We start from the raw sequence: 14,783 nt of genomic DNA on the forward strand, positions 1-14,783 counted from the left end.
AAACCTCTCCGTATTCTCTCTTAGTCTTGTTCAGAAATCAAATAGGAGTCCTATAAGTAGTTTGAGTTGCGTCTATAGCTTCTTTAGCAAAAAGTCCGCCTCCAAAACCTTTGACTCCTACTTGAGGGTAGTGTTTTCCAAATAAAACTTGCTCTTGCTGTTCGTCTAGAGTAAGAATTTCATCAAGTGTAACTATCTTTGAATCTGCCAAGCTTAAATGTAAGCTAGTAACAAAAGCTTCTGTTTGTTCTAATGCTTTTTGACGAAGCGATCGCACTTCCTCAACCTTCCCCAGCAGTTCCTCAACCCGCACCACAATCCGCCGCTGTTCCTCTAGCGGTGGCAGGGGGATTTTCATCAAGAGAAATTTGTCTTCTTTTAGCCGAACCCTATTTGTAGTTCCTTCGCTAGCAGCTTTACAAAGTTCTATAAAATCCTTTGTTTTACTCATCCAGTCAAGGAACTGTGGCAAAATCTTTTGACTATTGGGTGTAAAAACAGGAAAATCATTAGTAACCACAGCACCATCAAGAGAATTTGGTATAAGACCAAAAGCACCGTGACGAGCATCAATCCTGGACAATATAAACTGCCCATAATGCACTTTTAATCTTTTGGAAGCAGCAATTTCTGCTCCAGTTACCTCATTACGTTCTACAACACCTTTACCCCAAATTTTGACAGTTACTTGTTTATATTTTTCTGTAGGGTTAATGTCTATCCAGTCTTCCGATTTTGTGAGGATTTCTTTAAGTGGCACTAAAGACAAATCTTTACTCATTCTGCCCCTGCCAACAACTGTTGAATCTCCCCCATAATTTCAGCAATGCGCCTATCTTTCTGTAAGATATCTGCCACTAACTGTTCAGGCGGTAAATGCTCAAAATCCTGCTGATTATTTGGGCTTTTCCGGTCAAGATTATAAATTGCCCCGTAAATAGCATCCCCTTTAGCATTTTCAACTTTAGCAATCTGGCGCTGACTTTGCTCCTCAGTTTGAGCCTGTTTGACCTCATCCTTGACTAACTGAATCTGATTTTTTATCTGTGCAACTTCTTTCGGTGGTAAAAAGTCCAAAATTGAATTTTGTAACCCTTGGATTTTATCAGTTAATTGCTTAACTGTCTTTGCAAGCTGATAAGCAGTTTTTTCTGCTTTTTTAGCAGCATCCCAATGAGGTGTTGCTTCTTTTCTAGCCTGCTTATAAGCTTCCCTAAAGTTATACTTATAAGCCTGTCCATTCTCTTCTCGGTTCTTCCACCATGCCACACATTCAGCAAAATCTTTATCCTGTATGGGCTTAGTTTTCGTATAAGTTTTCCGTCCTTCTGGTAAAGGTAACTCATAGTACCAAATCTCATCCGTTTGTCCAGAACGATCAAAAAATAACAAATTTGTAGGAATATCTGTATAAGGTGCAAACACCCCTTTAGGTAAACGGACAATGGTATGCAGATTAAAATCCTTGAGTAAATCTTCCTTGAGTTTGGCGCAAGTATTATCTCCAAATAGCACCCCATTGGGAAATACTACTGCGGCGCGTCCTGGTTTGGGTCTTTGTCTGAGACGACGCATAATCAACTGAAGGAATAACAACGCCGTTTCTTTAGTTTGTCTATCCGGGGGAAAGTTATTTTTAATTCTGTCTTCCTCCTCACCCCCAAACGGCGGATTTGTGAGAATCACGTCTACCCAATCCTTTTCACCCATCTCCGAAAGGGTAAACCGCAGACTATTACCATCATCAATATCGGGATATTCAAACCCATGTAACAGCAAACTCATGTGCGCTAACATCAAAGGCAAGGATTTTGCCTCACCGCCAATAATGCTTTTTTGTAATATCTGCCAATCTTGGGCGCTACAATTCTTTATTGTTCAAAAAAATCAACCTTACGACGACGCAACGCTTCAGCCCGTTGTTTGCAAGTCAGCACCGGAGCATCAAAGGCAATATGACATAGTAAATCAAAAGGGTCAGCTTCGGGAAGCTTAGTAACTTGTTTTAACTCATCAAAATCAATATCTCTATCCGCCAACAATTCAATAATTTCTGAACGCTGTTCTGGATCTGCCCAGCATTGCTGTATTTCTAGAGTAGAACGATAGAGAATCCTAACTTGTTCTCTAGTGTAGTCAATTAATCGAGACAAGCGCAGTTGATTGTCTGGGTTTAAATCATAAATTCTTTCTTCAATAATCTCTTCGCTTCCCCCGTCAGCGTAATATTTCCGAGGTAGTTCGTCATCATCACCTGGGATTCCCCGAAATCCAGACCTTTCATCGTCTTCCAAGTCGTCTGGTTCCTCTTCTAACTCTGCTGACTCCAATTCCTCCTCATGTTCAGAGAGTATTTGCCCATCATCATCTATCTCTGATTCATTAATCAGGGCGGGTTCCCCGTCAAAATCTCTATCTTCAAACAACACCGTGCTATTGGTGTAATCCAGTATATTAAACGATCGCTTCCCCCGTTCTTCTCGTACACGAGTTCCCCGTCCAATAATCTGCTTAAAGTCTGTCATTGAACGAATAACACGGGCAAGCACAACATTTTTACAGGTGGGAATATCCACGCCAGTTGTTAGCAATTTAGCTGTAACAGCGATAATGTGAGTTTCATCTAAGACATCTTTAAATTTGTAGAGATGTCCTTTACCCACATCACCAGCATCAGAGGTAATGCGAGTTATGTAGTCAGGATTTGTTCTGGTGATATCGCTGTTAAGGTTGCGTAATTCCTTAATCATTGCTTTAACGTGTTCCTCATCCACGCAAAAGACAATAGTTTTGGCATAGCGATCGCCACTTCTCAAAAAATCAGTAATGTGTTGTGCGATCGCTTTTGTCCGTGCTTCTCTCACTAACTTCCGCTCAAAGTCTGGAGTGAGATAAACTTCATTGGGAATTGTTCTTCCATAGCGGTCAATCTGTCCAGCGTTAGGTCGCCATCCTTCGCGATCGGAACGGGTAGTAATCCGATAAACTCGATAGGGAGCTAAGAAACCATCATCAATCCCTTGTTTGAGGGAATATATATAAAGAGGATTGCCAAAGTAGCGATAGGTATCAACGTTGTCATCGCGTAGCGGTGTTGCTATAAGTCCTAACTGATACGCAGGTTCAAAATGTTCTAGAATTTGTCGCCAGTTACTTTCATCCCTGGCGCTTCCTCGGTGACACTCATCAACAATAATCAAGTCAAAATAATCAGGATTATATTCTCTGTAAAGTCCAAAACTATATTGTGTATCACCAATTGCTTGATAAATAGCAAAGTAGAGGTCGCGTCCTTTTTTTGCTTCCCCCTGAATTTTGTAAATTTTCTCCTGATTAAAGGCAGAAAAATCCTTATTCATCGGGTCATCTACCAGCACATTCCGGTCTGCCAAAAACAGGATTCTAGGAGAACGAGATTCTCCAGAAACATTCCACTCCAAACTTGACAGTTTCCAAGCAATTTGGAAAGCAACAGTAGTTTTACCTGTTCCCGTTGCCATTGTCAGCAGTAGGCGCTTTTGACCTTTGAAAATTGCCGCTAGTGCAGCATTAACAGCATTTCGTTGATAGTAGCGCAGTGGTTTATCTGGAATTGGATAAAACGGAGTTAACAGTTTTTCTGCTATATCTGTTTTAATTTGCTCCTTCGCTTCCCCAGTTAATCGTCGCCAAAGTTCATCAGGACTAGGAAACGATTCCATCACATCAGACTGCTTACCCGTGATGAAATCAAACTCTACAATTCCTTGTCCGTTAGTAGAGTAAGCAAACTTTACCCCTAGAAGATTGGCATAGTCTATTGCCTGTTCCAGTCCCTCATCTGGTGTTTTATGTTTTCGCTTGGCTTCCACCACAGCTAAGGGAAATTCTCCGTTATATAGCAGCAAATAATCTGTAAACTTCCGTTTACCACGGGGTTGGCGCTTATTTTTCGGGCGAATCTTGCCATCAGTAAAGTAATACTGCTCATAGTAAGTATGGGATTCTCTCTCCCATCCTGCATCCTTTAACTTTGGCTCCACATATTTACGGCAAGTATTCGCTTCATTGCTCATTTCTTATTTTTCTTGACTTCATCATTTACTCGTCCAATTTAACCGCTAACCTCTGATAAATCTCGTCCAACCAAACGGGAATTACAGGCTTACCTGCATCTAAAGATGCGATCGCCTTTTTTGTGTCAAACTCCACAAGCTCAAGTGAGGCAGCCCCCGTCTTGGCGGTTCCCGTCGATGGGGGACTGCCGAACCCGAAGGGCGAACGCTCCTGTGCTTGGGACAACAACTTGAAGAAGAATTCAGAAGTCAGAATTCAGGAGTCAGAATGCAATCAGTAGGGGATTCAGACCCGCCAGTGATAGCGTGACGCTTTCTCGTGTCTTCTCCCAAGGGGAGACGCCAAAGGCGAACGAGCGTCTTGAAGACCACAAAACAAGAAAATTTGGTGGGAGTGACAATTAATTAGTTAAATGTGACAATAATCTGTTAACAGTGACAAATAATTAGTTAATGTACATTATTTCAAGGCGGCACCCGGATTTGAACCGGGGGTGGAGGTTTTGCAGACCTCTGCCTTACCACTTGGCTATGCCGCCACACCAGGATTCCCGGAACTACTTTAATGTTTTTAAGGTATCTTAGTAGCCATAGAGCACTAGTTAAACCATAATAGCATAGGATTCTGAGGTAGAGATAGTGGGTTAACTGGATGTTTCTGGTAGTCTTTAGGCGATCGCTAGAAAATTCTGATCACAAATTAACTATATGCTACAAACAACTCTTAGCAGATTAAACAGAGTTATAAGTTTTAATTCCTAACTCCTAACTCCTCACTTGTTACACCTTAACTTCATCGGCAAAATTGCCCCATCGGACAAAGTGAAATGGGCCGGCGATAGAACCCCACAGACGTTCATTAGTGTCTAAATCCCTTCCCCGGTCGAGGCTGAAAAATTCTTTAGCATCAATCTCAAATTCGTTATCTAGATAAGTATTTTTGCCGTCACGAACCACAATGCAGCCTTTACCAGGTTCAACCCTGCCTTTGAAGCTATTACCTGTCCACTCTACAATCATGTTGCAACCTGGCATTTTCTCCAAGTGGTCAACGGATAAAACTTTTAAACGTTCAGGGTCACGAGATGCGCCGTAAAATTTTTGTTCTTCTTTAACCGTGTAGTGTTCAATAACAATGTGGTTTTCTACCGGAATCAACTTCATTACCCGCATCCGATAGGGTTGATTGAGCATGAAATCATAAGCTTGTTCGAGAAACAAACTTACCCCTGAGAACAATTCCAAGGGAAGGGGACGGATACATACGCGAATGTGGGCATAAAAAGGCGGATTTTCAAAAGCTTGTTCTTGATTGCTAAAGTCAGCTGCCATCCACCGGGCTAAGGTGGCAATATCAGTAGAATGAGTCACGTCGCTTCGCTCCGAATTCAAAATTTAAAATTCCTCTTGGAAAGTTCTGATGCCTACGCAATTTTTCAATTAGATATGACGATCGCTTTTAGTTCCAGAGTGCTTAAAATCCCATTGCCTGGGCTACTACACCCAATTCTGCTGCAATACCCTGTTGAAATTGACTATGATTGTGTTTAATGGCTGTATCTGGGTCTTTTAGACCATTGCCGGTGAGGACACAAACCACTGTCGCCCCTGTCGGAATTTGGTCTTTCACCTGCAACAACCCGGCTACAGAAGCGGCGCTAGCAGGTTCGCAGAAGATACCTTCTGATGCTGCCAAAAGTCGATAAGCGTCGAGAATTTCGGTATCGGTAACGGCGTGGAAATTTCCCTGACTCGCGGTTTGCGCTGCAATAGCTAACTCCCAACTAGCAGGATTACCAATGCGAATTGCTGTCGCTAGGGTTTCAGGATGCGCCACTCGCTGACCGTGTACTAAGGGGGCTGCACCTGCGGCTTGAAATCCCATCATTCGGGGTAAGCGATCGCACTTTTTGGCTTGATGATATTGACAAAATCCCATCCAATATGCTGTGATATTTCCTGCATTCCCTACGGGGATACACAGCCAGTCTGGAGCATCACCCAGCACATCGACAATTTCAAAGGCTGCTGTTTTTTGCCCTTGTAGACGGTAGGGATTGACCGAATTTACCAAAGTGATCGGATAGCTTTCGGCCATCTCGCGGACAATTTCTAATGCTTGGTCAAAATTACCTTTAATTGACAATACTTCTGCACCGTAGAGTAATGCTTGGGCTAATTTGCCCAGCGCCACATAACCTTCGGGAATCAGCACAAAGGCATTCATGCCCCCACGCCTGGCATAAGCGGCGGCGGAGGCTGAGGTGTTGCCCGTGCTGGCACAAATTACTGCTTTTGCCCCTGCTTCCTTGGCTTTGGAAATTGCCATAGTCATCCCCCGGTCTTTGAAGCTGCCGGTGGGATTGAGACCGTCATATTTTACAAAAACCTGCACTTGTCTGCCAATGCGTTCGGCGATCGCTGGCACTGGTATTAGGGGTGTGTTACCCTCCAACAGAGTCACAATCGGTGTTTTTTCGCTGACGGGCAAGTATTCGCGATAGGCTTCTATCAGTCCGGGCCAGGGTTGGCGATGAGATTTAGCAGTAGACAGGCTCAAAGTCACGGGATTTAAAATTTCTTAATGTAAGGATCGGATATTTTAGAAAGGTGTAGATAGGGAAGCGCAGAATCGGGAAAAGAAAGAAAGTAAATTTTTCTTTGCCAGTTCCCAGTTGAGAGTCCCTTAATTCCAAACGTATATTTTTAAGAATATTATTTTTTGTGGTGCAGGCGTTACACTTGCGATTTTTATTTTATTTAGAACGTCAGTTTATCATAAACCGCCACGGCACTCTTCGGTTTAACGAAATATAGTCTATATCTAATTTATTAAGTAAATTCCGCAAATATGACAAAATAATTTATACAGCCGTAATTGAGAGGGTATCAATTAAGTATTACTAAGTACCGTCGAGTGGAACGAAGAGTTGCACACTTGGGGCAATGTATTCTCTGGAACACAGTCATTATGATCACTGTCTCTTATAATTAAACCTAAAATCCATTAGAGTAATTGATTGAAAATATCCAATATTATAATAAAGTTTAAAACAGGATTATTATAATATTTCTAATGGTGTGAGTTAAGTTGTGGATTTAATTAGCGATGCCTACTTGTTTATCTAGTGTTTCCGATCGCGACTCCCAGACTAGCTGGGTCAGTCAGTTAACCAAGTCTTATTATCAAGACGATCAGCAAGCTAAATTAATGCATTTACAAGCAGAGGTAGACTCCCTGTTGCAGCAGTTGGAAAACCTGAAGCACCAACGTCTAGCCGATGCTAACCAAAAAGAATAAGTCAATCTTGTAGATAGCGATGTCTACGACGGGCTACGCCTACGCTTTTCCCCTCTCAAATCTAAATTTTAGTCAGGAGCTAAATTTTGCTAAGGGGCCTGCTATTCAAAGCGCTGATTTTTCTCTGACCAGCGTCTCAAACTGTAGTTATGAGCATTTTCTACAAGTAAAGCTAAGGATTGCCCGCCTGAAAGCTTGGCGATCGCAGAGAGTTTTTGTAAGTAATTTCCTGTAAAATCAGTGTAAATAACTTTATTACTATCAGACAAAATTATAGTCCGTTCACTGAGTAGCTCTGTGTTTTTCCCCGGAATCCCAGGTGTAGACTGATTCAATGATGCTATTTCTGCTGCTGAGATAGTCAGTATTATTTCTGGTTGAGCGTTATTTGTTAAATCAATCACTTGAACCGGCCAATCACCCAACTTTTCCTGCATCTGCTCAAAGCTAGGAATCGCACCAGGCGGAAGTTCAGCAGATTGCTGTAAAGATTGCCACACACTCGATAAAATTACCTTGACCCCTTGCGGATTTTGTTGATAGACTTCTTGGAGAGTGATTGGAGATGGTTGCACCCATTCCAGCGCTGCATTTGTCAAGGCTAAAGGTTTCGGTTGCAGAACATTGTTTAGATTCGCTGGAATTTTTGGGCCAGCAGCTAATAGGCGCAAAACTTTACCCCGTAGTTGCACCGCTTTGATAGCGGCTATAGTAATTTGTTGTTCTCCATTGGGCAACCAAACCATAATCTGGATTTCTGGGTCAGAAGTGATTCCCAAAGTTTCCCATAAAAATTTGGCGGGGGAAGTTTTGGGTGGGTTGAAATTTTCAAAAGGGGAATTTAGCCAGCGTTTTCCATCATTAAATGCACTCACTTCCACCTGATACCAAACTTGGTTATCTGTAAGTTTCAAATCTGCTGGGGAATTTGGTTGCAGCCATTCGGTGTTGGTAACTTGAGTAATTGGTTGCACTGTACCAACAATTTGACTAGGGTGAGTAGAGGATATTTGCGACTTTGTACCCTCACCATTGAGTTTTGCTAACAGACCTTGAATATAAGCAAGATTATCTTTTGTAATTTTTGGTTGCGCCTTTAACCAGGAATTAGCATTTCCTTCTCCCTGCTGAACTGCTAAAATCAAAGCGAACCAAGCTTGCACCTCTAGTCTATTTGGATTCACCCGCAACGCGGCCACTGTGCGATTCCACAACCGTTTTTCATCAGCTTTGAGTAGGGTAGCAATTTCTTGGGGATTATGTGGCGACGCTTGAAATACCTGTAAAGCTTTCTCCCAGCGACCATCAATCAAATCTGCCAGCACTTCTTGACTAGGACTTACCCAAATTTTCTGGGCTTGGGTTTTAGTAAGTTGGGAATGCAAGCGAATCAAATCCATTTGCGCTTGCGCCGCCTCTGGCAAAACTCCTTTGCGCTGTTTCTTGATGAATTTCAACCATTCAAAGGCTGGTGTCCACAGTCCACTACGGGCAATTGACAGGGCGTTTTGGTATGCAGAATCCTTGAGGGCTGGTGAGTTGAGAGTAATCGCCTCCAATTGAATTGGTTTGAGGAATAACTTCAGAGGCTTGACTTGGTAAACCTGTAAGTGCGGTTCTAAACCGATAGTTTGATCAACAACTAACTCTTTTGTACCATCACCAGTTACCTGTTGCCATTTGGGCAATTGTCCATTAGGACTAGTCCAAGACAACATTTGTAGTAAATTATTGCGTTCTGGATTGTAGTATACGACGTAACCGTAAGCGATGGCTCCGCCAACGTCTGCGACGAACGCATTAGTTCCTTGTTGGCGTTGACCCCGCAAATTAAACCAAACTCCTGGTGATGGTGTCCCACCTTCAAAGCGTTGCACTTCAGTTAAAGGTAGGGGAATGTTGATATCTTGGGGTTCTTCAAGCAAGGAAGAAATTAGAAAAGATTCTTCTGCCCCAGTTACAGGCAATTGAGTCGCTAGATAGTAGTAATTTTCTGACTCAGATTTAAACTCTAATTCTTCTGAGCGTTCGTAAACCCTGAGTTCCACAACTTCTTTACAATCAGATTGACAATTAGCACGCTGTTGAAAAACTGGTAGTAAAAATGAGTCTTTCACATCCTGATTTAAAGGCAAAGTTTCCCCAAATATTTGGTTTTTTTTACTCAAATCGAGTTGAATTTGTTTGAGAGTTTGGGGGCGTTCGTGCTTACTAAGGGGGATTTGTGCCCATGCAGGTAAAATTTTATTTAGCCAGCTTACCTGATCTGGATTGAAGATGAAGAGAATGCTAATCCAGGCAAAAGCCATAATTAGACTAGCACTACTTAATAGAATTGCGATCGCTAACATTGACGACAACCAACTTCCCCGCTTTAGCTTTTTCTGGGGTTTTTTAGCGAGGCGTTTCATCACACCAGCATCAGATTGATTTCGTTTAGAGGCTTTTGGCCTCAGCTTGCGTGAGCGATTTGCCATATTAGTTTCCAATCAATGCAATAAGACTTATTAGGTATTGGGCATTCATTGGGCATTGGGCATTGGGCATTGGGCATTGGGCATTGGGACTGAATTCTTCCCAATAAACAATACCTAATCGCTAACTCCTAACTCCTAACTCGTAACTCCCCACTCTCCACTCCCTCATCTCCCCCATTCCCCACTACCTAATACCCTGTTATACTCGTCCTTTCAGAAGTTGCCCAGAAACATTAAGTCTAATTTTGGACAAAATCCGTAAATATCCTCATGTGAACGCTAACTGATCGCGAATACACTCTTCACTTAAGTATGTGAGCCGAGTGTAAAAAGTTGAAAGGTAGACTTATTAGGCGCAGTCATTGCAAAACCAGGATATTGGCATGGTTACTAATTGCCGGAGTAAATGGAGTTGCACAAAAAGCACTAGCACAACAGTACATAAATACAGTAACTACTCAAGATTCAAAAGTTAAGAACGATAATATTATTCCCTCATCCCCCTCATCCCCCTCATCCCCCTCATCCCCCTCTCTCCCCTCTCTCCCCCTCTCACCAGAAAATCCGATGGCGCAAGTTACATCGGTTTCTCAACTCAAGGACGTACAACCCAACGATTGGGCATTCCAATCCTTGCAGTCTTTGGTAGAACGCTATGGTTGTATAGCAGGCTATCCAGATAGTAGCTATCGCGGTAATCGCGCCTTAACTCGCTATGAATTTGCTGCGGGTGTGAATGCTTGTTTAGATAGAGTCAACGAATTAATCACTACAGCCACCAGCGATTTAGTCACTCGCGAAGATTTAGCAATATTACAAAAATTGCAGTCAGAATTTGCCCCGGAATTAGCAACTTTGCGGGGTCGTGTCGATAGTTTAGAAGCCAGAACCGCCGAAATCAAAGCCAACCAATTCTCAACAACAACCAAACTCAATGGATTACTGATAGTTGGCATTCAAGGACGAACTAACAATCGTGGTGATGTTAATCCTAGAGATGGAAAAAAAGATACAAATGATGCAGGGACAAACATTAATATTATATCCCTGGCGCAACTATATTTAACTAGTCAAATCACTCCCAGTAGTTACTTGTTTACAGGTCTTTTAGATGGTAATGGAAAAAGTTCGCCGAGATTTACCAATAGTGTTTCCCGAAATGATGTTTTCCTTGGCTATGAATTTCCTACAGATGGCTTGATTATAAGTGACCTGAATTTTCATTGGCTGGTGACAGATAAATTAGCAATAATGGTGGGAACAGAAGGCGTAAGTATGCCATCTGCTTTCCGAGGCCCCAATCGGGTAGAAAGTGCTGCAACCGGGCCGTTGTCTTATTTTGCCCAAAGAAACCCAATTTTAAATATGGGATATGGTCACGGCGGTATAGCTATTGATTGGCAATTTGCTAAACACGCTAGTTTGCAGGCAATTTATACTAGTTATCAACCAGGAAATCCTGGTAAAGGTAGCGGTTTATTTGATGGAACCACCACTACAGGTGTGCAATTGCTGCTGACACCAACTGATACATTCGATTTGAGTTTGTATTACGTTAACAACTACTCTTCAAATGGTTGTTTACTAACCTTTGTTGGTGATGAATGCTTAACTACAGTTAATACCACTACCGGAAAATCAGCACCTCTGCAAACCAACGCCGTGGGTGCAACTGTAACTTGGCAAATTTCACCCCGCATTAGCGCCGGTGCATGGGGTGGTTATACTAAATCTTACATTCCTGGGCAATCAGGAAATGTAGAGACGACAAATTATATGGTGTTTCTAAATTTCCCTGATTTATTTGCTAGAGGAAATTTGGCGGGAATTTATGTCGGTCAACCTCCTAAAATCACCAGTAGTGATTTACCGATAGGGAATAATGTCCCTGATTTTATCAATACAGGTTTAGGACGTGCAGGTGGACAACCAGGGACAACCACTCAAATTGAGGCATTTTATCGTTTCCAGCTAACAGATAACATCAGCATTACACCGGGAATAATTCATATCTTGGAGCCTGGTAACACACCAGATAGCGACTCAGTTACCATCGGCCTTCTGCGGAGTACTTTTACTTTTTAATTCTGCTTGCAAATAAATATTCTAGAACTTAAATAATTAGTAGTAAAGAAGACGGGGGTTAGCCCGTCCTTTGTATAAAAAGTAAAAACATCTTGGTAATTTCTGCAATATATCAAAATACTCTCATCACAATCTGCCAAGTTGCCAAATGCTTATCAATCAAATAGTGAATAATTTTGGCACTTGCCAATCTCCAGCAAATATTGATTATAGTAGAACTTTTCTGGATAATACTATATGAAAAATTACTGACGGCGAAGTTAATTATGAATCTAAGTATAGTTAATGATGAATTACAGATAGAATTTACGTTTAAAGAGCAGCTGCTAGCTGTTCGTTTGAATAAACTTTGGCAAATATCACTAGCCCATATTGAACAAGTTACTACAGATGAACCCCAAAGTAATTGGCGAGAATTGCGTTCCCCTGGTAGCTTTATTCCTGGAGCGATTAAGGCTGGAACTTATTACACTAACCGGGGTAAAGAGTTTTGGTATGTGAATCGAGAGACAAATTATTTAACCATTCAATTGCGAGATGAATCTTACAAGCGGATTATCTTAACTATTGATAACAATGAATCTTGGCAAGAAAGACTTGCTCAGATAATTGCTGTATAAGCGACTGACAAATGTGAAAAAATACTCAACTACTTATTGTGGGGTGGGCCGAAAGCCATTGGTGTCAACTTACAGCTATTTTCAGGAAATAGACCACGCGGGTAGGGGCACGGCATTGCTGTGCCCCTACGACAGATGTGGTTCAAATACATGAAACCTGACACTATCAAGTTGATTTTTTTCAGAGGACACGGAAAAGTCAGGTAAGAGAGGCTCTGCCTCTTAATGGCATTCCCAGTCTCCGCCTGGGAACGAGGCAATCTTGCAAATAGTTTCTCTAGTTAGGATTCTACTTTATTTGCTGTTCTTTGTATTAACCACCGGCGACAGCTGGGACAATACTTACTTCATCGCCATCTTTAAGAATTGTGTTTATACCATCTAAATGGCGGATATCTTCGCTATCGACGTAAAAATTTACAAACCGACGTAGCTTGCCTTGTTCATCGCACAACCGAGATTTAATACCAGGAAAGCTTTTTTCTAAGGAGTCCAATAATTCAGCAATGGTGCTACCGTTGGATTCTAGAGTAGCCTGATTATTAGTAAAACTTTGAAGAGTCGTAGGAACTAAAACTTTTACAGCCATAAAAGTAGAAATTTAGGAGTGAAAAGTGAGGATTTGCATTTGTCCTTTGTTCTTACAAATGACAAAGGACAAATGACTGATGACAAATAACTAAACGAGGACTTGTTGCCATTCCAAGCGTTCAAGAGTACGCGATCGCTCTAGAGCACGTTCAAAACTATCTATTTTAGCATCAATTGTCAAAGGTTCGCCAACGTAGCCTTGGATTGCTTCTTGCGTTTTCAGACCATTGCCAGTGATGTAAATCACGGTTGTTTCATCTGGATCAATTTTGCCCGCTTCTACCAGTTTTTTCAGCACGGCAACGGTTGTACCACCAGCTGTTTCTGTGAAGATACCTTCAGTTTCTGCCAGCAGCTTGATGCCATCAATAATTTCTGCATCATTGACTGATTCAATATTACCGCCAGTTTTCTGGGCTAACTCTACAGCATAAATGCCATCTGCTGGATTGCCGATCGCCAGCGATTTCGCAATTGTATTCGGTTTCACTGGCTTAATAAAGTCACGTCCTTCTTTGAAGGCTTGGGCGATGGGTGAACAACCTTCAGCTTGAGCACCACTGAAACGAACATTCTTGTTTTCTACCAAACCAACTTCTACAAATTCTTGGAACCCTTTATAAATTTTTGTAAATAGTGAGCCAGATGCTAAGGGAGCAACAACATGGTCAGGTAGTTCCCAACCTAGTTGTTCCGCAACTTCAAAGCCTAGCGTCTTGGAACCTTCAGAGTAATAAGGACGTAGATTAATATTGACAAAACCCCAGCCGTATGTATTAGCGACTTCCGAACAGAGACGATTTACTTGATCGTAGTTGCCCTTTACGGCCATTAGGGTGGGACTATAAATCAGGCTACCGATAATTTTACCAGCTTCTAAATCTGCGGGGATGAACACACAGCAGTCTAAACCGGCGTGAGCTGCGATCGCAGCTGTAGAATTTGCTAAGTTACCAGTGCTAGCGCAAGAAACAGTAGTGAAACCCAACTCCCGCGCCCTAGAGAGGGCAACTGACACTACCCGATCCTTAAAGCTAAGGGTAGGCATATTAACGGCATCATTTTTTATATAAAGTTTATTTAGACCCAGGCGACGGGCAAGACGGTGGGAACGAACCAAGGGAGTCATACCAGTTCCCACATCTATAACATTGTCAGTTGCAACAGGCAAAAAGGGACGGTAGCGCCAAATTGAATTGGGCCCGGCTTGAATTGTTTCACGAGTGACAGTCAGACGTAGGGCGTTGTAGTCATACTTCACTTCTAACGGCCCAAAGCATAACTCACAAACATTAGTGGCTTTGAGTTCATATTCTGCACCACATTCCTTACATTTCAAGGCTTGAAAGTAGGCAGTGCTGGCTTTGGTTTGGGTTGTGATTGCCTGAGTCATAAACTAGCTTTAATAAGTTTGTCTGTCGCTGTTGCCTGAATAGTAACACGAGCAAAAATACCAGTCAAACATACCCGACAAATTTTGTCGGGTATGCTTAGTATTGAGAGGAATGAGTATTGTAAAACTTTGACATGAGTAATTCCCGTATCTAGTATTTACATTTATCGAACAGAATTCAGGAGTCAGGAGTCAGGAGTCAGGAGTCAGGAGTCAGAATACAGGAAAGGTATTCTGTACGACTGGTGGATGAATAATCGG

Annotated in this window: 12 protein-coding genes, 1 tRNA gene and 1 pseudogene; 3 read left to right on the top strand and 11 right to left on the bottom strand. The window is 42.1% G+C overall.

What is annotated here, in order from left to right; genetic code table 11:
- Positions 1-37: 37 nt before the first annotated feature.
- The 7 genes and pseudogenes from PUQ00_RS28930 to thrC (PUQ00_RS28960) all read right to left on the bottom strand — a co-directional run bounded on the left by PUQ00_RS28930 (position 38) and on the right by thrC (PUQ00_RS28960) (position 6,621).
- Positions 38-781 carry a restriction endonuclease subunit S gene (locus PUQ00_RS28930; RefSeq protein ID WP_300423041.1) on the bottom strand — a complete coding sequence of 248 codons (744 nt, stop codon included), beginning with the start codon at positions 779-781 and terminating at the stop codon, positions 38-40.
- Positions 778-1,875 carry an N-6 DNA methylase gene (locus PUQ00_RS28935; protein WP_300423068.1) on the bottom strand — a complete coding sequence of 366 codons (1,098 nt, stop codon included), beginning with the start codon at positions 1,873-1,875 and terminating at the stop codon, positions 778-780. The genes PUQ00_RS28930 and PUQ00_RS28935 overlap by 4 nt, the downstream gene beginning before the upstream one ends.
- A gap of 5 nt (positions 1,876-1,880) precedes the next feature.
- A pseudogene (gene hsdR / locus PUQ00_RS28940) lies at positions 1,881-4,055 on the bottom strand (EcoAI/FtnUII family type I restriction enzme subunit R); the annotation flags it as partial.
- Between the two features lie 25 nt (positions 4,056-4,080).
- Entirely contained in the window at positions 4,081-4,281 is a 201-nt protein-coding gene (locus tag PUQ00_RS28945; RefSeq protein WP_300423046.1) for a hypothetical protein, read from the bottom strand.
- 242 nt (positions 4,282-4,523) lie between these two features.
- Positions 4,524-4,594, bottom strand: a tRNA-Cys gene (locus PUQ00_RS28950).
- 241 nt (positions 4,595-4,835) lie between these two features.
- Positions 4,836-5,426: a chromophore lyase CpcT/CpeT gene (locus PUQ00_RS28955; protein WP_300423048.1), complete on the bottom strand. Its 591-nt coding sequence runs from the start codon at positions 5,424-5,426 to the stop codon at positions 4,836-4,838.
- Positions 5,427-5,529: 103 nt separating this feature from the next.
- Positions 5,530-6,621, bottom strand: coding sequence for a threonine synthase (gene thrC / locus PUQ00_RS28960; protein ID WP_300423051.1), 1,092 nt, complete (start codon positions 6,619-6,621; stop codon positions 5,530-5,532).
- Positions 6,622-7,164: 543 nt separating this feature from the next.
- Between thrC (PUQ00_RS28960) and PUQ00_RS28965 the strand changes: the two genes are divergently transcribed.
- Positions 7,165-7,356: a hypothetical protein gene (locus PUQ00_RS28965; RefSeq protein ID WP_300423054.1), complete on the top strand. Its 192-nt coding sequence runs from the start codon at positions 7,165-7,167 to the stop codon at positions 7,354-7,356.
- A 101-nt stretch (positions 7,357-7,457) separates the two neighbouring features.
- On the opposite strand, the gene PUQ00_RS28970 is transcribed toward PUQ00_RS28965, so the two are convergent.
- Positions 7,458-9,833, bottom strand: a complete 2,376-nt coding sequence (locus PUQ00_RS28970) for a hypothetical protein (RefSeq protein ID WP_300423056.1) — start codon at positions 9,831-9,833, stop codon at positions 7,458-7,460.
- Entirely contained in the window at positions 9,809-9,937 is a 129-nt protein-coding gene (locus PUQ00_RS28975) for a hypothetical protein (RefSeq protein ID WP_300423058.1), read from the bottom strand. The genes PUQ00_RS28970 and PUQ00_RS28975 overlap by 25 nt, the downstream gene beginning before the upstream one ends.
- A gap of 271 nt (positions 9,938-10,208) precedes the next feature.
- Between PUQ00_RS28975 and PUQ00_RS28980 the strand changes: the two genes are divergently transcribed.
- Complete coding sequence (locus PUQ00_RS28980) at positions 10,209-11,918, top strand: iron uptake porin (RefSeq protein ID WP_300423071.1); 1,710 nt, start codon at positions 10,209-10,211, stop codon at positions 11,916-11,918.
- 266 nt (positions 11,919-12,184) lie between these two features.
- Complete coding sequence (locus PUQ00_RS28985; protein ID WP_300423061.1) at positions 12,185-12,538, top strand: hypothetical protein; 354 nt, start codon at positions 12,185-12,187, stop codon at positions 12,536-12,538.
- A gap of 313 nt (positions 12,539-12,851) precedes the next feature.
- Here the strand turns inward: PUQ00_RS28985 and PUQ00_RS28990 are convergent, their stop codons facing one another.
- Positions 12,852-13,127 carry a ubiquitin-like small modifier protein 1 gene (locus PUQ00_RS28990; protein WP_300423063.1) on the bottom strand — a complete coding sequence of 92 codons (276 nt, stop codon included), beginning with the start codon at positions 13,125-13,127 and terminating at the stop codon, positions 12,852-12,854.
- Positions 13,128-13,217: 90 nt separating this feature from the next.
- The gene (gene thrC, locus PUQ00_RS28995) at positions 13,218-14,522 is read right to left on the bottom strand and encodes a threonine synthase (protein ID WP_300423066.1); all 1,305 of its coding nucleotides are present in this window, start codon (positions 14,520-14,522) and stop codon (positions 13,218-13,220) included.
- Between the last annotated feature and the right edge of the window lie 261 nt (positions 14,523-14,783).

The organism is Nostoc sp. S13 (assembly GCF_029379315.1).
Classification (GTDB): Bacteria; Cyanobacteriota; Cyanobacteriia; order Cyanobacteriales; family Nostocaceae; genus Nostoc.

Coding starts and splice junctions, on each gene's coding strand:
- PUQ00_RS28930 (WP_300423041.1), bottom strand. CDS start 781: ATGAGTAAAGATTTGTCTTTAGTGCCACTTAAAGAAATCCTCACAAAA.
- PUQ00_RS28965 (WP_300423054.1), top strand. CDS start 7,165: ATGCCTACTTGTTTATCTAGTGTTTCCGATCGCGACTCCCAGACTAGC.
- PUQ00_RS28970 (WP_300423056.1), bottom strand. CDS start 9,833: ATGGCAAATCGCTCACGCAAGCTGAGGCCAAAAGCCTCTAAACGAAAT.
- PUQ00_RS28985 (WP_300423061.1), top strand. CDS start 12,185: ATGAATCTAAGTATAGTTAATGATGAATTACAGATAGAATTTACGTTT.
- PUQ00_RS28990 (WP_300423063.1), bottom strand. CDS start 13,127: ATGGCTGTAAAAGTTTTAGTTCCTACGACTCTTCAAAGTTTTACTAAT.
- thrC (WP_300423066.1), bottom strand. CDS start 14,522: ATGACTCAGGCAATCACAACCCAAACCAAAGCCAGCACTGCCTACTTT.